Origin of the sequence: Youngimonas ophiurae (nom. illeg.) (assembly GCF_049803795.1) — a bacterium.
Classification (GTDB): domain Bacteria; phylum Pseudomonadota; class Alphaproteobacteria; order Rhodobacterales; family Rhodobacteraceae; genus Thalassobius.
The window spans coordinates 48,163-65,822 of sequence record NZ_JBNAGJ010000004.1 but is presented as its reverse complement, the minus strand read 5'-3'; the positions used below and the strand labels follow the sequence as shown (position 1 = coordinate 65,822).

At 62.3% G+C, this 17,660-nt stretch carries 22 protein-coding genes and 1 riboswitch; of the genes, 8 read left to right on the top strand and 14 right to left on the bottom strand.

The features are described 5' to 3' along the window. The first annotated feature begins 14 nt into the window (after positions 1-14). Genes ACP15O_RS10200 through ACP15O_RS10190 form a run of 3 tightly spaced genes read left to right on the top strand, consistent with a single transcriptional unit; the run spans position 15 to position 1,781 of the window. Entirely contained in the window at positions 15-941 is a 927-nt protein-coding gene (locus tag ACP15O_RS10200; protein WP_425095993.1) for a tetratricopeptide repeat protein, read from the top strand. A 28-nt stretch (positions 942-969) separates the two neighbouring features. Continuing rightward, on the top strand, positions 970-1,602 hold the full coding sequence (locus tag ACP15O_RS10195; protein WP_425095992.1) for an LON peptidase substrate-binding domain-containing protein: 633 nt from the start codon (positions 970-972) through the stop codon (positions 1,600-1,602). Continuing rightward, positions 1,599-1,781, top strand: a complete 183-nt coding sequence (locus ACP15O_RS10190; protein WP_425095991.1) for a Trm112 family protein — start codon at positions 1,599-1,601, stop codon at positions 1,779-1,781. Before ACP15O_RS10195 ends, ACP15O_RS10190 begins: the two co-directional genes overlap by 4 nt. On the opposite strand, the gene thiQ is transcribed toward ACP15O_RS10190, so the two are convergent. Genes thiQ through thiB form a run of 3 tightly spaced genes read right to left on the bottom strand, consistent with a single transcriptional unit; the run spans position 1,778 to position 4,963 of the window. Then, positions 1,778-2,470, bottom strand: coding sequence for a thiamine ABC transporter ATP-binding protein (thiQ, locus tag ACP15O_RS10185; protein WP_425095990.1), 693 nt, complete (start codon positions 2,468-2,470; stop codon positions 1,778-1,780). The two genes, ACP15O_RS10190 and thiQ, sit on opposite strands and share 4 nt — an antisense overlap. Continuing rightward, positions 2,457-4,010, bottom strand: coding sequence for a thiamine/thiamine pyrophosphate ABC transporter permease ThiP (locus tag ACP15O_RS10180; RefSeq protein WP_425095989.1), 1,554 nt, complete (start codon positions 4,008-4,010; stop codon positions 2,457-2,459). Before ACP15O_RS10180 ends, thiQ begins: the two co-directional genes overlap by 14 nt. Then, positions 3,986-4,963 carry a thiamine ABC transporter substrate binding subunit gene (thiB, locus tag ACP15O_RS10175; protein WP_425095988.1) on the bottom strand — a complete coding sequence of 326 codons (978 nt, stop codon included), beginning with the start codon at positions 4,961-4,963 and terminating at the stop codon, positions 3,986-3,988. Before thiB ends, ACP15O_RS10180 begins: the two co-directional genes overlap by 25 nt. A gap of 34 nt (positions 4,964-4,997) precedes the next feature. After that, a riboswitch (TPP riboswitch) is annotated at positions 4,998-5,108 on the bottom strand. An 89-nt stretch (positions 5,109-5,197) separates the two neighbouring features. Between thiB and aroC the strand changes: the two genes are divergently transcribed. From aroC to ACP15O_RS10160, 3 genes are read left to right on the top strand one after another with little or no spacing between them, the layout of a single operon-like run. Next, entirely contained in the window at positions 5,198-6,301 is a 1,104-nt protein-coding gene (gene aroC, locus ACP15O_RS10170) for a chorismate synthase (RefSeq protein ID WP_425095987.1), read from the top strand. Next, positions 6,298-6,951 (top strand): HD domain-containing protein, encoded by a 654-nt coding sequence (locus ACP15O_RS10165; protein WP_425095986.1) that lies wholly within the window; start codon positions 6,298-6,300, stop codon positions 6,949-6,951. Before aroC ends, ACP15O_RS10165 begins: the two co-directional genes overlap by 4 nt. Position 6,952: 1 nt before the next feature. Beyond that, positions 6,953-7,894, top strand: a complete 942-nt coding sequence (locus ACP15O_RS10160) for an AEC family transporter (RefSeq protein ID WP_425095984.1) — start codon at positions 6,953-6,955, stop codon at positions 7,892-7,894. Here ACP15O_RS10160 and ACP15O_RS10155 read toward each other — a convergent pair. The 3 genes from ACP15O_RS10155 to ACP15O_RS10145 all read right to left on the bottom strand — a co-directional run bounded on the left by ACP15O_RS10155 (position 7,891) and on the right by ACP15O_RS10145 (position 10,736). After that, on the bottom strand, positions 7,891-8,760 hold the full coding sequence (locus ACP15O_RS10155) for a DMT family transporter (RefSeq protein ID WP_425095983.1): 870 nt from the start codon (positions 8,758-8,760) through the stop codon (positions 7,891-7,893). The genes ACP15O_RS10160 and ACP15O_RS10155 overlap by 4 nt on opposite strands. Before the next feature lie 73 nt (positions 8,761-8,833). Beyond that, the gene (locus ACP15O_RS10150; protein ID WP_425095982.1) at positions 8,834-9,121 is read right to left on the bottom strand and encodes an HU family DNA-binding protein; all 288 of its coding nucleotides are present in this window, start codon (positions 9,119-9,121) and stop codon (positions 8,834-8,836) included. Between the two features lie 133 nt (positions 9,122-9,254). Further along, positions 9,255-10,736 carry an AMP nucleosidase gene (locus ACP15O_RS10145; RefSeq protein WP_425095981.1) on the bottom strand — a complete coding sequence of 494 codons (1,482 nt, stop codon included), beginning with the start codon at positions 10,734-10,736 and terminating at the stop codon, positions 9,255-9,257. Between the two features lie 185 nt (positions 10,737-10,921). On the opposite strand from ACP15O_RS10145, the gene ACP15O_RS10140 reads away from it, so the two are divergent. After that, positions 10,922-11,341, top strand: coding sequence for a DUF1810 domain-containing protein (locus tag ACP15O_RS10140; protein WP_425095979.1), 420 nt, complete (start codon positions 10,922-10,924; stop codon positions 11,339-11,341). A 64-nt stretch (positions 11,342-11,405) separates the two neighbouring features. Here the strand turns inward: ACP15O_RS10140 and ACP15O_RS10135 are convergent, their stop codons facing one another. The 5 genes from ACP15O_RS10135 to paaA form a co-directional block, all read right to left on the bottom strand. Beyond that, positions 11,406-12,449, bottom strand: coding sequence for a 2Fe-2S iron-sulfur cluster-binding protein (locus ACP15O_RS10135; protein ID WP_425095978.1), 1,044 nt, complete (start codon positions 12,447-12,449; stop codon positions 11,406-11,408). Positions 12,450-12,462: 13 nt separating this feature from the next. Next, entirely contained in the window at positions 12,463-12,957 is a 495-nt protein-coding gene (gene paaD / locus ACP15O_RS10130) for a 1,2-phenylacetyl-CoA epoxidase subunit PaaD (protein ID WP_425095977.1), read from the bottom strand. Next, positions 12,957-13,703 (bottom strand): 1,2-phenylacetyl-CoA epoxidase subunit PaaC, encoded by a 747-nt coding sequence (gene paaC / locus ACP15O_RS10125; protein WP_425095976.1) that lies wholly within the window; start codon positions 13,701-13,703, stop codon positions 12,957-12,959. The genes paaD and paaC overlap by 1 nt, the downstream gene beginning before the upstream one ends. Then, positions 13,703-13,987 (bottom strand): 1,2-phenylacetyl-CoA epoxidase subunit PaaB, encoded by a 285-nt coding sequence (gene paaB / locus ACP15O_RS10120; protein WP_425095975.1) that lies wholly within the window; start codon positions 13,985-13,987, stop codon positions 13,703-13,705. Before paaB ends, paaC begins: the two co-directional genes overlap by 1 nt. 92 nt (positions 13,988-14,079) lie before the next feature. After that, positions 14,080-15,063, bottom strand: coding sequence for a 1,2-phenylacetyl-CoA epoxidase subunit PaaA (gene paaA / locus ACP15O_RS10115; RefSeq protein WP_425095974.1), 984 nt, complete (start codon positions 15,061-15,063; stop codon positions 14,080-14,082). Between the two features lie 107 nt (positions 15,064-15,170). Here paaA and ACP15O_RS10110 point away from each other — a divergent pair, with 107 nt between their 5' ends. Further along, a complete protein-coding gene (locus ACP15O_RS10110; RefSeq protein WP_425095973.1) occupies positions 15,171-16,028 on the top strand; it encodes an SDR family oxidoreductase in 858 nt (285 codons plus the stop codon). Here ACP15O_RS10110 and ACP15O_RS10105 read toward each other — a convergent pair. From ACP15O_RS10105 to ACP15O_RS10095, 3 genes are all read right to left on the bottom strand, one after another. Next, entirely contained in the window at positions 16,025-16,210 is a 186-nt protein-coding gene (locus tag ACP15O_RS10105; RefSeq protein ID WP_425095972.1) for a hypothetical protein, read from the bottom strand. The two genes, ACP15O_RS10110 and ACP15O_RS10105, sit on opposite strands and share 4 nt — an antisense overlap. Before the next feature lie 118 nt (positions 16,211-16,328). Continuing rightward, positions 16,329-16,508 carry a hypothetical protein gene (locus ACP15O_RS10100; protein ID WP_425095971.1) on the bottom strand — a complete coding sequence of 60 codons (180 nt, stop codon included), beginning with the start codon at positions 16,506-16,508 and terminating at the stop codon, positions 16,329-16,331. 133 nt (positions 16,509-16,641) lie between these two features. Continuing rightward, positions 16,642-17,658 (bottom strand): glycosyltransferase family 2 protein, encoded by a 1,017-nt coding sequence (locus tag ACP15O_RS10095; protein ID WP_425095970.1) that lies wholly within the window; start codon positions 17,656-17,658, stop codon positions 16,642-16,644. Between the last annotated feature and the right edge of the window lie 2 nt (positions 17,659-17,660).

The window sequence follows — 17,660 nt, the reverse complement described above, 5'->3', positions numbered from 1 at the left end:
AAGGACGATCTGACATGCTGGAACTTGGACAAAACGCTGCCCCTGCGGGCGATCTGATCAAGGACGTCACCGAAGAGAACTTCATGGTCGATGTTGTCGAGGCCTCGAATGAGGTGCCGGTGATCGTGGATTTCTGGGCCACCTGGTGCGGGCCGTGCAAAACGCTGGGCCCGATGCTGGAGGACGCGGTGACCCGCGCCAAGGGCGCTGTGAAAATGGCCAAGATCGACGTGGATCAGAACCAGCGGCTGGCGCAGGCTCTGGCCCAACAGGGGCTGCCGCTGCAATCCATTCCCACCGTCGTTGCCTTTGTCAAAGGCCGGCCCACCGATATGTTCCAGGGCGCCGTTCCCACATCCGAGATTGACGCTTTCATCAAACGCGCAATCGAAGCGGCCGGCGGCGATGCCAGCGGTGGGCTGGACGATGCGCTGGCCGCAGCCGAGGAAATGCTGACCGAGGGCGCGCTGGACGATGCCGCTCAGGTTTTCGCGGCCGTTCTGCAAGAAGACGCCGAAAACGCCGAAGCCTTTGCCGGGCTGATCCGGTGCCATCTGGCTGCGGGCGAACTGGACCAGGCCGAGGTTGCCCTGAACGGCGTGCCCGCCACCCTGGCCGCCTCAGCCCCGATCGAGGCCGCCCGCGCGCAACTGGAACTGGCCCGTCAGGCCGCCAACTCCGGCCCTCTGGATGAGCTGCGCACCGCGCTAGAGGCGGACCCGGCCAACCATCAGGCGCGGCTTGATCTGGCGCAGGCGCTGCACGCGAACGGCCAGATCGAGGACGCCGTGGACCAGCTGCTGGAACTGTTCCGCCGGGATCGCGAGTGGAATGACGGTGCCGCCAAGGCCCAGCTGTTCACGATTTTCGAGGCATTGAAACCCAATGACCCCATTGTTTTGAACGGCCGTCGCAAACTTAGCTCGATGATATTTGCCTGATGGCCTTTGCGGGCTACCTTCGTGCACCATGGCACTGAAATTCGACCTTCCTGATATCCTGCCGGTCTTTCCGTTGACCGGGGCGCTGCTGCTGCCCCGCGCGCGCCTGCCGCTGCATATCTTCGAGCCCCGCTATCTGGCAATGCTGGATGACGCGCTGAAAACGCCGGGGCGGCTGATCGGGATGGTTCAGCCCTGCGGCGCCAAAGAGCGGCTGCACCAGATCGGCTGCGCGGGGCGGGTCTCGCAGTTTTCCGAAACCGAGGATGGGCGCTATATGATCACGCTCAGCGGCATTTCCCGGTTCCGGATTCTGAACGAGATCGAGGGATTCACCCCCTATCGCCGGTGTCAGGTATCCTGGCAGGGGTTCAGCCGCGATCTGGGCCCCGAGGAACAGGACGAACGCTTTGACCGGCCCGAGTTCCTGAATGCCTTGTGCAACTATTTCACCCAGCGCGGGCTGGAAACCGATTGGGAAACGCTGGAAGGCGCGGATGACGAATTCCTGATCAACTCTTTGTCTATGCTGCTGGATCTGGATCCCGAGGACAAACAGGCCCTGCTTGAGGCCCCCTGCCTGTGCACCCGCCGCGAAACGCTTGTCACCCTGATCGAATATGCGCTACGCGGCGGCGACGCCGAGGAACCGATACAATGACCGACACACCTGCCTTTGACCGCCGTATGCTTGAGGCGCTGATCTGCCCGCTGACACAGGGCCCGCTGGACTATGACGCCGACGCCCAGGAACTGATCAGCAAATCCGCCAAACTGGCCTTTCCCATCCGCAATGGCATCCCGGTGATGCTGGTGGATGAAGCCCGGACGTTGGACTAACCCAGGTAATCCCGCAGCGCTTTTGGTGGATCAGCAAAGGTCTGCTGTGTGTCCAGCGGCCCCTGCGCCGCACCATCGGCCACCAGAATTGTCTGAGGCGCGATACGCTTGGCATCCTCGGGGTCATGGGTCACCAACAACAAAGTCGCGCCGGTTTCCCCCAAAAGCTGTTGTAGCAGATCCAGCATTTCGGCCTTCATCGCGGGGCCCAGGGCGGAAAACGGCTCGTCCAGCAGCACCAGAGGCCGATCCTGCACCAGCACCCGCGCCAACGCGACGCGGCTTTGCTGTCCTCCGGACAATTGCGCCGGTTTGCGCGCCTCAAGCCCTTGCAGGCCAACGCGCTGCAGCGCCTGATGCACTTGCGTCTTCTGCGCCGCGGTCAGGCGCAGGTCAGGCCGCAGCCCCAGCCCCACATTCTGCGCCGCCGTCAGATGCGGGAACAGGTTGTTATCCTGAAACAACACCGACAGAGGCCGCCGCCCCGGAGGCACTTTCGTCACCTCCTGCCCAGCCAGAAAAATACGCCCCGCAGAGGCCGCCTGAAACCCGGCGATCACGTTCAGCAGCGTGGATTTCCCAGCGCCTGACGGCCCGATCACAGCCACGCGGGCCCCGTCGGGCACCTCCATGTCTGCCCACAGCTGGAACCCGTCATGCTCAACGACGATCCCTTCAAGCTTCAGCATTTCCGCGTCCTCCCTGATCCATGATCCAGAACAGCGACAGGCTGGCCGCCAGCAACAAAAGCGCCGCGCCAGCCGCTGCCTCCATCTGATAGGCGCCCATCAGCCGGTACATCTGCAAGGGCAAAGTCGCCTGCGTCGGATCCGCAAACAGGGCAATCACCCCCAGATCCCCCATCGACATCGCCGCCGCCAGCCCCGCCGCAAACCCGATGGACCGGCGCACGCGCGGCAGGATCAGAAACCGGAACCGCGCCCAGCCACGCATATCCAGACTGTCAGCCAGATTGCCGAAATCGTGCTCGATGCTCTGCAAGGCCGGGCTCAGGACGCGCAGCGCAAAAGGCAGCACCATCACCGCATTCACCAGTGCCGTCACCACAAAAGCCAGCGCCGAGGGGCTGGCCCACGGGGTGATGATCAAAAACAGCCCGGTGCCCAGAACCAAAGGCGATGCCGCAAAGCCCATCATTCCCAGCACATCCGCCCAGCCAACCCGCACCGCCGCCGTTGCGATGGTCAGCGCCAGCCCCACACCCAGACTGGTCGAGGCCACCGTGACCATCAGCGAATTGCCCAATGCCCCCCAGACCGAAACCGGCATGACCGCCAGTCCGGGCACGCCCTTCACCACGATCACCCCCAACGGCACCAGCAAAAACCCCGAGGCCAGCAGCAACACCAGCCCATCCTGCACCCGCAGCCACACCCCATCGCCAGAGCTTAGCCCGATGACCCGATCCAGCCCGACAGTATCCGCCTCGTGCCGGCTGATGCGCAGGCCGACCCACACGACCGAGCCCACCAAAGCCGCCTGAATAGCGGCCAGCGTCGCGGCCCGGCCCAGGTCGAAATCAAAACGAAAGGCCTGATAGATCGCCAGCTCCAGCGTGGTGGCTTTGGGGCCTCCGCCCAGCATCAGCACCACGGCAAAACTGCTAAGACACAGGCCGAAAACCGTCAGCAGGGCACTGGGCAGAACCCGGCGCAACATCGGCCATTCCAGAAAGCGCAGCACCTGCCCCGGCCCCATGCCCAGGGTCGCCGCCAGGCGGAAACGCTCGGCCGGGATGTCCTGCCAGCCTTGCAGGATCAGACGCGTCGCCAAAGGCAGGTTGAAAAAGACATGGGCCAGCAACACCCCATGCAGCCCATAGATGGACAGCGGCGGCAGCCCCACCACCCCAAGCAGATTGGACAGCACTCCATTGCGGCCGAACACCGCCAGCAGCCCCAGAACGGCCACAATCACCGGCAGAATGAACGGCGCCCCCAGCAGCGTTATCAACACAGAGCGCCCCGGAAATGCCCGCCGCGCCAGAGCGCGCGCCACCGGAATGGCCAGCCCGACGCTGCACAACGCGGACAAAGCCGCCTGCATCACGGTGAACCGCAGCGCGGCCCAATCGCCAGGGCCGGGCATTCCACCGCCCCCTGCGAACCACAGCACCGCTCCGACTGCGCACAGCACGAAGGCCGCGACAGAAATCGCGGCCAACACTCCGGGCAGAACCCGGCTTATTTCGACAGGGCGCGCAGCCATTCCTCAAGCGCCTGATCGCGCACGGTATCGGCCATATCCGCCGGAACGATCAGGGCCTTTTCCGGCTGGATCAGGGTCTCGAATCCCTTGGGCAGGCCCGCTGCGGGCGTCACCGCCGGGTACATCCAGTTCGTCGTCGGAATGATAGATTGGAAAGCGTCCGAAACCATGAAGGCCAGGAACTGATCCGCCAGCTCTTGCTGATCCGAGGCAGCCAGTTTCGCGGCCACCTCGATCTGCATGTAGTGCCCCTCGTCAAAGCGGGCCGCAGCCTTCGAGCCATCCTCTTCGGCGATCAGGTGATAGGCCGGCGAGGTGGTGTAGGACAGGACCATATCGGCCTCGCCTTCCAGAAACAGGCCATAGGCCTCGGACCAGCCCTTGGTGACGGTGACGATATTGTCCGACAGGCCTTCCCAGATCGCGGGGGCCTCGTCGCCATAGGCGGTTTTTACCCACATCAGCAGGCCCAGACCGGGGGTCGAGCTGCGCGGATCCTGAATGACAATCTTCAGATCGCTGTCAGCCAAGGCCAGAAAATTCGCGGGCCCGTCCTGATCCGCGTTCTTGACGAAAGCGAAATAACCCCAATCGTAGGGCACGAAATGCGCGTCCTCCCAGGTGATGGGCAGATCATAGTCCACGCTGACGCCATGTGCGGCAAACAGCCCCGTCGCCGCCGCATCCGCCGTCAGCGAGGTATCCAGCCCCAGCACGATGTCGGCCTTTGTCCGCGCGCCTTCCAGTTTCAGCCGTCCCAGCAGCGCCGCGCCATCGCCCGCGCCCACGAATTGCAGATCGCAGCCGCATTCGGACTCGAACGCCTTTTCCACGGCCGGGCCGGGGCCCCAGTCCGACACAAAGCTGTCATAGGTATAAATCGTCAGAACGGGTGTTTCGGCCACAGCAGCGGTGGCGGCAAACAATCCCGAGGCAAGCGCAAGATACTTCATCGTATCCTCCTCATTGCGACGGGCGGAGCAGTCGGGAAATGATCCAAACCTTCCCTCCGCCGGTCTTAACCGGGTCAGGTTCAACGGGTTCGCATCACGCATCTCAGCCCACCGTTGCTTGCGCCGGGCACCCCGAGGTGATGTCACAGCTAGCGCCTTGCCCCCTTGCCTTCAAGGCAAAACCGCTTGTTCTGCGCGCCCGGCCCCGGTATTCCACCCCCAAAGGAGCGCCCCATGAGCATGAATTCTTTCGGTCATCTTTTCCGCGTCACCACCTGGGGCGAAAGCCACGGGCCGGCCCTGGGGGCCACTGTGGACGGGTGTCCTCCGGGGGTGGCGCTGACGGCTGACATGCTGCAACACTGGCTGGATCTGCGCAAACCGGGCACCAGTAAATACACCACCCAACGACGCGAGCCCGATCAGGTGAAAATCCTGTCCGGCATGTTCGAAGGCCAGACCACCGGCACTCCGATCCAGCTGATGATCGAAAACACCGATCAGCGATCCAAGGATTACGGCGACATCGCGGAAAAGTTCCGCCCCGGCCATGCCGACATCACCTATTGGCAGAAATACGGCATCCGCGATTATCGCGGCGGGGGTCGGTCCTCGGCCCGTGAAACCGCGGCGCGCGTGGCCGCCGGTGGCGTCGCCCGCGAGGCAATCAAGACCCTGGTGCCGGGTGTGGAAATCACCGGCTACATGACCCAGATCGGCCCGCATAAAATTGACCGTTCCCGCTTCGATTGGGATCAGATCGACCAGAACCCGTTCTGGTGTCCCGATGCCACCGCCGCAGCCGACTGGGCCGATTACATGGACGCGCTGCGCAAATCGGGCAATTCTGTCGGGGCCGTGGTGGAAATCGTCGCCAAGGGCGTCCCCGCCGGCCTGGGGGCCCCCGTCTATGGCAAAATCGACACCGATCTGGCCGCCGCGATGATGTCCATCAACGCAGTCAAGGGCGTGGAAATCGGCGAAGGCATGAACGCCGCCTGCCTGACCGGCGAGGAAAACGCCGATGAGATTTTCATGGGCAATGACGGCCAGCCTGTCTATTCGTCAAACCACGCGGGCGGCATTCTGGGCGGCATTTCCACCGGGCAGGATCTGGTCGTACGCTTCGCGGTGAAACCGACTTCCTCAATCCTGAAAACCCGCCAGACCATCACCAAATCCGGTGAGGCCGCCGAGATCATCACCAAAGGCCGCCACGACCCCTGCGTCGGCATCCGCGCCGTTCCCGTGGGCGAGGCAATGATGGCCTGCGTGATCCTGGACCATCTGCTGCTGCATCGCGGGCAGATCGGGGAAAACCGGGGCAAAATCGGGTGAGCACCCCCCTGCGCCACAAGCTCCGCCAGATCGCGGCCGAGGAAATGGCGCAGGACGCAGCCCATGATCTGGCGCATCTGGATCGGGTGTGGCTGACCTGCGTGGATATCGCCCAGACGCTGCCGGTCGACACTGTGCCCCTGATGGCAGCCGCTTACCTGCATGATCTGGTGAACCTGCCCAAGGACGCCCCGAACCGCGCGCAGGCCTCGGCCCTGTCCGCCAGGGCCGCGCAGCCGCATCTGCGCGCGCTTGGCCTGTCCAGTGCGCAGATCGCACAGGCCTGTCACGCCATCACGGCACATAGCTTTTCCGCTGGAATAGAGCCTGAATCAGACACTGCGCGCATCCTGCGTGATGCTGACCGGCTGGACGCTTTGGGGGCAATCGGCATAGCCCGCAGTTTTGCTGTCTCGGGGCAGTTGGGGCGGAGCTTCTATGACCCCCAGGATCCGTTTGCCACGACGCGCGATCCGGACGACACGCTATTCGCGCTGGATCACTGGCCGATAAAACTGCTGCGCCTGCCCGACGGAATGCTGACAGATCGCGGACGCGCAATTGCGCAGGAACGCGTCTTGCGTATGCGCGATTTTCTGGCCCATTTCGCATCAGAAATCGGCGCGCCCCCGCCCACCCACTGGAGCTGACATGCTGGATATCCTGACCATCACCTTTCCCATTTTCGCGGCCATCGGGCTGGGCTATGCGGCGGTGAAATACCGTGTTTTCGCCCAATCCGAGATGCGCACCCTGGGCAAATACGTCTTGAACGTAGCCTTGCCCGCGCTGCTGTTCAGCGCAGTGGGGCGCCGCGATCTGTCCGAGGTTCTGAACTTCAGCTACATGACTGTCTTTCTGTTTGGCGGGCTGGCCACAATTGCCCTGACCTATACGATCCTGTGGGTCCAAGGCGTGGGGCCTGCGCGGCGCGGCATCGGGGCCATGGGCGCCTCGAGTCCCAATTCGGGCTATGTGGGCTATCCGGTGATGCTGTTGCTGTTCCCGGATCAGGCGGGTGTCATCCTGGCGCTGAACTTCGTGATCGAGAACTTCTTTATCATCCCCATCTGTCTGGTCCTGCTGGAACTGTCCCGCAAAGAAGAGCACGCCTCGGTGGGCCGTATGCTGGGGAACCTGTTCCTGTCGGTGATCAAACGGCCGATGGTGCTGGGGCTGCTGGGCGGCTTTGCGCTGATGCTGTCTGGGATCGAGCTGCCCTCGGGGGCGGATCGGTTGCTGGATATGCTGGCGGCCTCGGCCTCGGCGCTGGCGCTGTTCGTGATCGGAGGCTCGCTGGTGGGCCTGCCCATGCGCGGCAATACCGGGCTGGCCGCTCAGATCATGGTGGGCAAGCTGATCCTCCACCCCGCGATGGTGTTTGCCGCCGCAATGCTGGTTCCGTTGCTGGGCCTGCCCACGCTGGGGGCTGATATGCAAACCGCCGTTATCCTGTCAGCGGCCATGCCGATGTTTGGCATCTACACGGTGCTGGCGCAGGAATACGGGCACGAGGGCGTGGCCTCGATCGCGCTGCTGGGGGCCACGTTCGGCGCGTTCTTTACCCTGTCAGCCCTGTTGGCCATTCTTTAGGCGGGGCGCTGTTTGGATAGCTGAACCGCCAGAATCCCCAACGCAATGGCCGCAACGCCAACCACGTCCAGCAGCCCCAGGCTTTCGCCCAGCAGCAGCGCCGCAATGGCCACCCCAAAGAACGGGTTCAGGAAATGGAAGGTCGAGGCCTTCACCGCCCCCACATGATTCACCAGCCAGAACCACACCCAGGTTGCCGTCAGGCCCGGCACCAGCGTGGTATAGAAAAATGCGACAACCAGCTGCCAGTTCAGCGTCACTGTCATATCCTCCAGCAGCGCGGCCGGCACCGCCAGGATCGCCGAACCCACCAGCATCTGTAGCCCGACAATCATCATCACATTCCCCCCCGAGGACGCCCCGCGCACCGAAAGCGTGGCGATGGTCAGGGCAACCGCACCGATAAAGCACAGCGACAGACCGAAACGGTCCACTTCGGCCTCAAGCCGGGCCCCCATGATGATCACCACGCCGATGACCCCCAGCAGCAGCCCCAGAACACCGATTTTCGGCAAGCGATCCTTGAAAATCACCCAGCCGGCCAGCGCCACCATCAGCGGCATGGTCGAGGCAACAATCGAGGCCAGGCTGGCCTCAATCGTTTGCATCGCGACAAAGTTCAGCCCCAGATACAGCGCATTCTGACACAGGCCGAACAGGATCGTCGCCCGCCATTGGGCGCGCGTCAGGCGAAAGCTCTGCCCCAGCGCCAGCGCAATCGCCACGCCAATCAGACCCGACAGAAGGAACCGCAAAGACAAGGACGCCATGGGCGGCGCATATTGCACGATCACCCGCGCCGAGGTGAAGGCCGAGGACCACATAAGCGCAAAGGCCATGCCCATGCCGATTGCCTTGATATCCACCCGATGACTCCTGCAAATGAAAAGGGCCGCCCCAATGGGACGACCCTTTCCGAAACTTTGATCAAATGCAAGATCAGGCGTTCACGCTGTCCTTCAGCGCTTTGGCGATGGTCATTTTGACCACCTTGTCGGCCTCTTTCTTGATCTGCTCGTTGGTGGCGGGGTTACGCACCATACGCTCGGGGCGTTCGCGGCAGTAGATCTTGCCGACGCCGGGCAGGGTCACGGCACCGCCGCCGGACACTTCGCGGGTGATGATGGTGGTCACAGCTTCCAGAGCAGCGGCAGCAGCTTTTTTCTCGGCGCCCATTTCCTCGGCCAGTGCGGCAACCAGTTGAGTCTTGGTCAACGGTTTGGTCATTTTTTTGTTCTCCTTCATTTGCCCGATTGCTTGGGCCTCATTGCGCGGTATTTAACTGTATGTCGTGGGGGAACACAATAAATTGTGGGCCTGACCCCTTAAAAACATGCAGTTTGCGGGGCCTGACCCAAGGTCAGAGAAACGCAGTTTCATCAAAACTACGCAGTTTCCGACTGTGGATCCGCTCCAGAGGCATGTCTCTTAACCGCTCCATCGCCCGAATGCCAATCAGCAAATGCCGCGAAACCTGGGTTTTGTAAAAATCGCTGGCCATGCCCGGAAGTTTCAGTTCGCCATGCAGCGGTTTATCGCTGATGCACAAGAGCGTGCCATAGGGAACACGGAACCGGAACCCGTTCGCGGCGATGGTGGCGCTTTCCATATCCAGGGCCACCGCGCGGGACTGGGAAAGCCGCTGCACCGGGCCAGTATGATCGCGCAGCTCCCAGTTTCGATTGTCCAGGCTGGCGACGGTCCCCGTGCGCATCACCCGTTTCAGATCATATCCTTCCAGCGCGGTTTCATCGGCCACGGCGCTTTCCAGCGCGATCTGGATCTCGGCCAGCGCGGGCACGGGCACCCAGACGGGCAGATCATCGTCCAGCACCTTATCCTCGCGCAGATAGGCATGGGCCAGCACGAAATCCCCCAGGCTCTGCGAGGACCGCAGCCCCGCACAATGCCCCACCATGATCCACGCATGAGGCCGCAGCACCGCGATGTGATCCGTCGCGGTTTTCGCATTCGACGGCCCCACCCCGATATTCACCAGCGTAATCCCGGCGCCGTGTTTGCGCTTCAGGTGATAGGCCGGCATCTGAGGCATCTTGTCGTTGGGCGGCAGCGGATCGTCGGGGCCGGTGATCTCTGTATTGCCGGTGCTGACAAAAGACGTATAGCCGCTGCCCGGATCGGCCAGCATCCGGCGGGCGTAGGCTTCGAATTCGCTGACATAGAACTGGTAGTTGGTGAACAGCACATGATTCTGGAAATGCGCGGGGTCGGTGGCCGTGTAATGCGACAACCGGGCCAGGGAATAATCCACCCGTTGCGCGGTGAACGGTGCCAGCGGACGAGTGCCATCGGCGGGCAGGCCATAGGTGCCATTCACGATGTCATCATTGGTGGTTCCCAGGTCCGGCACGTCAAACACGTCGCGCAGGGTAAAGGCCGCCGCCCCCTCTTGCGGGACCGTGGCCCCGCCCACCGCCATCGCGAAATGCACCGGCATGGGCGTGGTGGACACACCGATCACCACGGGCACCCCATGGTTATGGATCAGCAGGCCGATCTGCTGTTCAAGATAATGTTCGAACAGATCGGGCCGCGTGATGGTGGTGGCATAGGTGCCCGGCTCGGCCACATGGCCAAAGCTGAGACGCGAGTCGATCTGCGCAAAGCTGGTCGTGGTGATCCGCACCTCGGGATAGAACGCGCGAAACCGGGCCCTGGCCTGCCCGTCCCGCATGGCCTGCGCGAACCTGTCTTGCAGGAAGGTCACCGCGCCGTGGTACAGCTCTTGCAGCCGGGCAACGGCCAGTTTGGGATCGTCAAAAGCCTGCGGTTGCGACAAGTCGGGAATTTCAACAATTGAGTCCTGTGGGGTCGGGGTCATGCGTGCCTCTCTTTTCGGTAAAGTTGACACGAGGGACGGCCGCGTTCAACCTTTGCGCATCATCGGCGGCAAGGATGGCAAATGGATTACGAGACGGTCTCGGCCCGTGGTTTCGGGGCCAGCCTGACGGGGCTGAATGCGGAGGGATTTCCCTTGCGCGTTTTGCCCCCGCAGGAGCAGCCGTGATGGAAGGGCTGGACCGCTTCATTCTGGCGCAGGCGCGCAACCATGCCGATGCAGAACGCGAAATCGCCGCCGGCCACAAAGAAACGCATTGGATGTGGTACGTGTTTCCGCAATTGCGCGGGCTGGGCCGGTCAAACTTTGCCCAGCGGTATGGCCTGGAGGGGCTGTCCGAGGCGCAGGCCTATCTGGCGCATCCCGTTCTGGGGCCACGGCTGGAGCGGATGTGCAGATTAATGCTGACCCATCAGGGCACCCGGCCCGAGGCTATTCTGGGCAAAGTGGACGCGATGAAGCTGCGTTCCAGCGCGACGCTGTTTGCTGCAATCGCGGGGGCTGACTCGGTTTTCGATGAAATCCTGGACGGGTTTTTCGAGGGCTGGCCCTGTGCCAAGACCGTAAAGCTGCTGGAGCGGGCGTAAGGGGGGCTGACTGCCCCCCACGGCCTGCGGCCTCCCCCCGGAGTATTTTCATCAAAAAGAAGGGCTAGGCGGCGTCGAAATCCAGCACAAGTTTTTCGCTGGTCGGGCGGGCCTGACAGCCGAGGGTGAAGCCTGCCTTGAGCTCCCATTCTTCGAGAGAGTAGTTCACGGCCATTTCGGCGCTGCCTTCTTCGACCTTGCAGCGGCAGGTGCAGCACATGCCGCCTTTGCACGAATAGGGCAGTTCCAGACCCTGGCGGGCGGCGGCATCCAGAACGGTGTCATCCTGGGTGTCGAACTCGAAGATGCGGCGGGAGCCGTCCAGGATGACCTCGACCGTGACGCCTTGGGCCGCGGCGGCCTGGGCGGCGGCAGAGACCGGGGCTTTGGGGGCCTCGCCTTCGTAGAAGCGCTCGTAATGGATGGCGGTTTTGGCCACGCCTTCGGTTTCCAGCGTCGCGGCGACGTCGTCGATCATGTCACCGGGGCCGCATAGGTAGACACCGTCGGCCTTCGGGTTTATTGCGCCCGCGCGGGCCAGAGCGGCGATTTTGTCCCCGGTAATGCGGCCGTTCAGCAGGTCCACATCCTGGGGTTCACGGCTGAGGATGTGGATCAGCGTGAAGCGATCCGTATAGCGATCCTTCAGCGCGTCCAGAGCCTGACGGAACATGATGCTTTCGGTCTTGCGATTGCCGTAGACGAGTGTGACCTGATGCCCCTGCGCCAGTTGATCGGCGGCGATGGACACCATCGGCGTGATGCCGGACCCGGCCGCGATCAGGATCAGTTCCTTTTCGGCGTGGGGGGTAAAGCGTCCCTCGGGTGGCATGACCTGCATGGTATCCCCGGCCTTCAGCCCCTGTGCGAAGGTCGAGAATTTACCGCCCTCGACCCGTTTCACGCCCACGGTCAGCGGTGTGCCCGGCAGGCTGGCGATCGAGTAAGAGCGGCGCAGATCCTCGCCTGCGATGTCGGTACGCAGGGTCAGGTATTGGCCAGGCTTCCAGTCAAAAGCGCCGTTCAGATCGGTGGGCACATCAAAGGTGATCGCCACCGCATCGGGGGTTTCCTGGGTCACGGTCTGGATGGTCAGGGTGTGGAACATCTTGCCAGTCCTCTTAGATACATTTGAAATAGTCGAAAGGTTCGGCGCAGGACGTGCAGCGGTACTGTGCCTTGCACGCGGTCGAGCCGAACTCGCTCAGCCGTTCTGTCTGATCGCTGCCGCAGCGCGGGCAGGTCACGGTGGTTTCGCCGAACAGCATAAGACCCTTGCCGGTGGCCTCTTCCGGTGGCGCAATCCCGTAATCGCGCAGCTTTTGCCGCCCCTCGGCGCTGATCCAGTCGGTGGTCCAGGCGGGGGACAGAATGCGCTCGATCTGGACGTTTTCGAACCCGGCCTCGCGGATCGCGGTTTCGATCGCCAGCTCGATGGCCAGAGTCGCAGGACAGCCCGAATAGGTCGGGGTTACCCCGGCCTTTACGACACTATTTTCGAGCTTAACCCAGCGCAAAATGCCCAAATCGGCGACGGTGACGCAGGGGACCTCGGGGTCCGGCACCTGCGCCGCCGCGTCCCATGCGCGCGCCTCCTCCTGCGCGGCAGCGGACATTACCAGCTGGCTCCGGGATGCGCGCGATACAGCGATTGCATCTCGGCCAGCATATGCCCCAGATCCTCGCCATGGCGCCCATCGCGGCCACCCATATGCGGGTATTCCACGCTGGGCACATCCAGCAGAGCCTGATCGAAAATCTGCGCGATCACCGCATCGAACGCGGGACGCATCTCGGCGCGCTTGGGTAGAACACCCGCCGCTTCGGCCTCTTGCGCGGCTTCAGAGCTGTCAAACATCTCATCCACGTAGATCGAGAGCGCCTCGACAGCCGCCTTCATCCGCGTCGCGCTTTCTTCGGTGCCATCGCCCAGACGGATCACCCACTCGCCAGCATGACGAATGTGATAGGCCATCTCTTTCACGGCCTTGCCCGCCACACCGCGGATCACCTCGTCGCTGCTTGCGGCCGCAGCTTCCCAATAGGGCTTCATGAAGGCCGCGAAATACAGCTGGCGCAGCATGGTGTGGGCGAAATCCTCGTTGCGACGCTCGACCAGCAGACAGTTGCGATACTCGCGCTCCCCACGCAAATAGGCCATGTCGTCCTCGGATTGGCCCTTGCCTTCCAGCTCAGCCGCCCGCGCATACAGACTCCGCGCCGTCCCGATCATGTCCAACGCCATGTTCGGCATCGCCAGATCTTCCTCCAGCAAGGGCGCATGTCCGCACCATTCCGACACCCGATGCCCCAGCACCAGATTGTCGTCCGCCAGCTCCAGAATTGCCTGATAGATGGCCATCACATATGCCCCACTTCTTCGGGAATGTCATAGAACGTGGGGTGCCGGTAAATCTTATCCGCCGTCGGCTCGAAATTCTCTTCGGCCTGATCCGGATCGGACGCCACCACATCGGCAGACCGCACCACCCAGATCGAGGTCCCCTCCCCCCGGCGCGTATACACATCGCGCGCGGCCTGCACCGCCATCACCTCATCCGCAGCGTGGATCGAGCCCACATGCTTATGCGACAGCCCGTTCCGAGGCCGAATGAACACTTCCCAAAGCGGCGTGGTACGCACCATCTCGCTCTCCTCTCAATTTTCGTGAATCCCCAAAGGGACGGTGGGCGGGGCGATGTTGCCAACGGCAACGAGCGTCGTCCCACCCGTCCAAATTATTCCGCAGCCATCTTCCGGGCCTGGCGTTTCTCGGCATGGGCCAGCGCGGCCTCCCGCACCCAGGCCCCATCGTCCCAGGCCTTCTTGCGGTCCCGAATCCGATCCCGCGCCATCGGCCCATGCCCCTTCACCACACGCCAGAACTCGCTCCAGTCGATCTCGCCGTGATCATAGCCGCCCTTTTCCGCGTTCCACTTCAGATCGGGGTCAGGAATTTTCAGGCCCAGGTACTCGGCCTGCGGCACGGTCGCATCAATAAACTTCTGCCGCAGCTCGTCATTGCTGAAACGCTTGATCTTCCACGCCATCGACTGATCCGAGTGCTGGCTATCCGCGTCATGCGGCCCGAACATCATGATCGAGGGCCACCACCACCGGTTCAGACTGTCCTGCGCCATTTCTTTCTGCGCAGGCGTGCCCTGCGCCAGCGTCATCACGATCTCATACCCCTGACGCTGGTGGAAACTCTCTTCCTTGCACACACGGATCATCGCCCGCGCATACGGCCCGAATGAACAGCGGCACAGTGGGATCTGGTTCATAATCGCGGCGCCATCCACCAGCCAACCGATGGTGCCAATATCGGCCCAGCTCAGCGTGGGATAGTTGAAAATCGACGAATACTTGGCCTTACCCGAGTGCAGCTCTTCGGTCATCTCCTCGCGGCTGACGCCCAGCGTCTCGGCGGCGGAATACAGGTACAGCCCATGCCCGCCCTCGTCCTGCACCTTGGCCAGCAGCGCGGCCTTGCGGCGCAGCGTCGGGGCGCGGGTGATCCAGTTGCCCTCGGGCAGCATCCCCACGATTTCCGAATGTGCGTGCTGGCCGATCTGACGCACCAAGGTCCGCCGATAGCCCTCGGGCATTTCGTCATTCGGCTCGATCTTTTGCTCGGCGTCGATCCGAGCCTGGAACCGATCCAGAAACTCCTGAGTCTCCTGGGTGCTGCCATCAGCCCCGATCAAACCTTGCGAATACATGGCTGGGTCTCCTCCTGTCGCTCAATGCTTTATATGTTACGAAATTTATAAATGAAATAATTTTCGTAACACTTGTGGTCGGAAAAGTTTCAGCGCAGGTTAGTGACATGACTAAGACATTGATCTCATTCGGCCATGGCTATTGCGCTGCCGCCCTGGCGCAACGGCTGCTTCCCCAGGGTTGGGCCATTTTCGGCACCACGCGTAGCCCCGACAAAGCCAAAGCGATTCGCGCAACGGGCGTTGTGCCCCTGGTGTTAGGAGCGGATGACGGCCAGATCGCCAGGACGCTTGCCAATGCCACGCACATGCTGGTCTCGGCCGGTCCGGATGCGCAGGGCGATCCGACTTTGCGGCAGTTCGGCCCCCAAATCGGTGCCGTCAGCCATCTGGAATGGGCCGGATACCTGTCCACCACGGGCGTTTACGGCGATCATCAGGGCGGATGGGTAGATGAAAACACAGCCCTCACGCCCTCAACCCAGCGCGGGAAATGGCGTGTCGCTGCCGAGCGGGAATGGCAATCTTTGGACCTGCCGCTGCACATCTTTCGTCTGGCTGGCATTTACGGCCCCGGCCGCGGCCCCTTTGCCAAGGTCTGCAATGGCACCGCGCGACGGATCATCAAGGAAAATCAGCTGTTCAGCCGCATCCATGTCGCGGATATCGCGCAGACTCTGCACGCGTCGCTCCGGCGGCCAAATCCCGGCGCAATCTATAACCTGTGCGACAACGAAGCCGCCCCGCCCGAGGACGTCATTGCATACGCTGCCGAATTGCTGGATTTTCCGGTGCCTCCGGAAATTCCAATCGAGAAGGCCGACATGACCCCGATGGCCCGCAGTTTCTATGCAGAATCCAAACGTGTCAGAAATGATCGGATCAAGAATGAGTTGGACGTTGTTCTGCAATTTCCCGACTATCGCACGGGATTGCGGGCCCTGTTAGATCAGGAAAAGACCTAGCGCGCCGCGACCGCCGCGACCAGGACCAGGGCAATCAGCAAAACCGCGATGTTCCCGCTGCTGCTGGCGGCGACGTCATGCTCGATCACGGCAGGTGTAATGACGGTTTCACCACCCGCAAGCGCGGGCGAAACACTCAGAACCAAACCTGTCAGTATGGAAAAAGCAATTACCCGTTTCATGGAAAATCCCCCTATAAAGTTACGTAAAGTAACCCAGGATTGCCCAAAACGGGTAAAAAATCAAATTTTCAGGGGAAAGGGCGGGTTTCCCCGCCACAATTCATTCCCCGGATCGGCCTTAGTCGGCAGCGATCAGAACGGCCAGCAGCAGGGCCAGACCCATCACCGAGGCACCATCGCTGGAGCTGGAAGCTTCGGCGGCGATGACAACGGGCTCGACCGGCGCGGACTCGGGGTTGCCGGCAAAGGCCGGGGCGGCCAGGGTCATGCACAGTGCAGCTGCGATCAGTTTTTTCATTGGTAGTCTCCGTGGCTGGCAGTCTTTTGCTCGTCGCAGACATTTACGCGGAAAATGGGCGCGTTCAACCATACCGAAGCGCATGGTGCAGCGATGTCACAAAACCGTTGCAAAAATCATGCAGTCGCGCCAATCAAGCTTGGCTGGCGAAGGCCGAATAGGTTTGCGAGGCCACCAGGAACCCTTGCTCCACCAGCTGCCCCGGCCCGGCATAGACCTGCGATTGAGCCGGCGCGATCTGGAAATCTGTCGCGCCAACGGTGCCCATTCGCCGGGCATCCTCGGCATGATCCCAGGTTGCCTGGGCCACGCTGACCTGATCGCGCGCCACGAAGTCTCCGGCCAGCTTATAGTGTTTCAGAACAAAACTGACATCCGCCACAACCACCCCCGAGGCCGTATGCGGATGCGTCATCAGCTGCGCCCCCGGCAGGTTCCGCACCAGAGAATGTTTGGACAGCAGGCAATCCTCACCGAAAATCTCGCGGCGCAGGCCGCCAGTCAGCATGGTCACGCCCTCGGCGCCGCGATTGTCCTTCAGGAACCAGTGCAGCGCATTTTCCGGCGCGAAATACGGCACGCGGCCAAGTGCGCCCAGGCTATAGCGATCCGTCACCGCACGGGCCTGCGCATAGTCCAGCCCCCGCGTGCGCGACAGGGGCAGCGGCGCATAAAGATCCAGCATCTGCGAGACAACCGCCGTAAACCCCTGCGCATTGCAGTAATCCAGCAGCCTGCGCAACCCGCCGGGCATCTCGGCCATCTCATCGGAATCGGCGAACAGAATCCAGCCGCCTTGCAGCACCTTATGGGCGGCGGCCTCGCGCAGGTGGCATTCGTATTGCTTAGCCGGCAGCGTGTTGCGCAGCACCGTAACGCCCTCAAAGCCCTGCGCGATCTGAACCGTCTGATCGGTCGAACCATTGTCCAGAATCACGATATGCGCCACGCCAAGGGCCTGATGATGCCGGATGAAATCGGCCACCCAATAGGCTGCGTTCTTCATCATGGAAACGACAGCGCATTCATTGATCTGTAGCTGCACCCGTGCGGGGCCATGCAGCACCTGAGTCAGGCTCTGCACCATCCGCGCCTCTTGTCTGCGCCGCATCTTGTGCCGGGTTGCCCCCAGAAGACCGCGCAGACCCATCG

Bases quoted from the DNA above. Each gene is read 5' to 3' on its own strand.
- aroC (WP_425095987.1), top strand. From the start codon at position 5,198: ATGAGCATGAATTCTTTCGGTCATCTTTTCCGCGTCACCACCTGGGGC.
- ACP15O_RS10200 (WP_425095993.1), top strand. From the start codon at position 15: ATGCTGGAACTTGGACAAAACGCTGCCCCTGCGGGCGATCTGATCAAG.
- ACP15O_RS10190 (WP_425095991.1), top strand. From the start codon at position 1,599: ATGACCGACACACCTGCCTTTGACCGCCGTATGCTTGAGGCGCTGATC.
- ACP15O_RS10145 (WP_425095981.1), bottom strand. From the start codon at position 10,736: ATGACCCCGACCCCACAGGACTCAATTGTTGAAATTCCCGACTTGTCG.
- ACP15O_RS10105 (WP_425095972.1), bottom strand. From the start codon at position 16,210: ATGAAACGGGTAATTGCTTTTTCCATACTGACAGGTTTGGTTCTGAGT.
- ACP15O_RS10095 (WP_425095970.1), bottom strand. From the start codon at position 17,658: ATGGGTCTGCGCGGTCTTCTGGGGGCAACCCGGCACAAGATGCGGCGC.
- paaA (WP_425095974.1), bottom strand. From the start codon at position 15,063: ATGTATTCGCAAGGTTTGATCGGGGCTGATGGCAGCACCCAGGAGACT.
- paaD (WP_425095977.1), bottom strand. From the start codon at position 12,957: ATGTCCGCTGCCGCGCAGGAGGAGGCGCGCGCATGGGACGCGGCGGCG.
- thiQ (WP_425095990.1), bottom strand. From the start codon at position 2,470: ATGCTGAAGCTTGAAGGGATCGTCGTTGAGCATGACGGGTTCCAGCTG.
- ACP15O_RS10140 (WP_425095979.1), top strand. From the start codon at position 10,922: ATGGAAGGGCTGGACCGCTTCATTCTGGCGCAGGCGCGCAACCATGCC.
- ACP15O_RS10135 (WP_425095978.1), bottom strand. From the start codon at position 12,449: ATGTTCCACACCCTGACCATCCAGACCGTGACCCAGGAAACCCCCGAT.
- paaB (WP_425095975.1), bottom strand. From the start codon at position 13,987: ATGGTGCGTACCACGCCGCTTTGGGAAGTGTTCATTCGGCCTCGGAAC.
- ACP15O_RS10160 (WP_425095984.1), top strand. From the start codon at position 6,953: ATGCTGGATATCCTGACCATCACCTTTCCCATTTTCGCGGCCATCGGG.
- ACP15O_RS10150 (WP_425095982.1), bottom strand. From the start codon at position 9,121: ATGACCAAACCGTTGACCAAGACTCAACTGGTTGCCGCACTGGCCGAG.
- paaC (WP_425095976.1), bottom strand. From the start codon at position 13,703: ATGGCCATCTATCAGGCAATTCTGGAGCTGGCGGACGACAATCTGGTG.
- ACP15O_RS10180 (WP_425095989.1), bottom strand. From the start codon at position 4,010: ATGGCTGCGCGCCCTGTCGAAATAAGCCGGGTTCTGCCCGGAGTGTTG.
- thiB (WP_425095988.1), bottom strand. From the start codon at position 4,963: ATGAAGTATCTTGCGCTTGCCTCGGGATTGTTTGCCGCCACCGCTGCT.
- ACP15O_RS10195 (WP_425095992.1), top strand. From the start codon at position 970: ATGGCACTGAAATTCGACCTTCCTGATATCCTGCCGGTCTTTCCGTTG.
- ACP15O_RS10100 (WP_425095971.1), bottom strand. From the start codon at position 16,508: ATGAAAAAACTGATCGCAGCTGCACTGTGCATGACCCTGGCCGCCCCG.
- ACP15O_RS10110 (WP_425095973.1), top strand. From the start codon at position 15,171: ATGACTAAGACATTGATCTCATTCGGCCATGGCTATTGCGCTGCCGCC.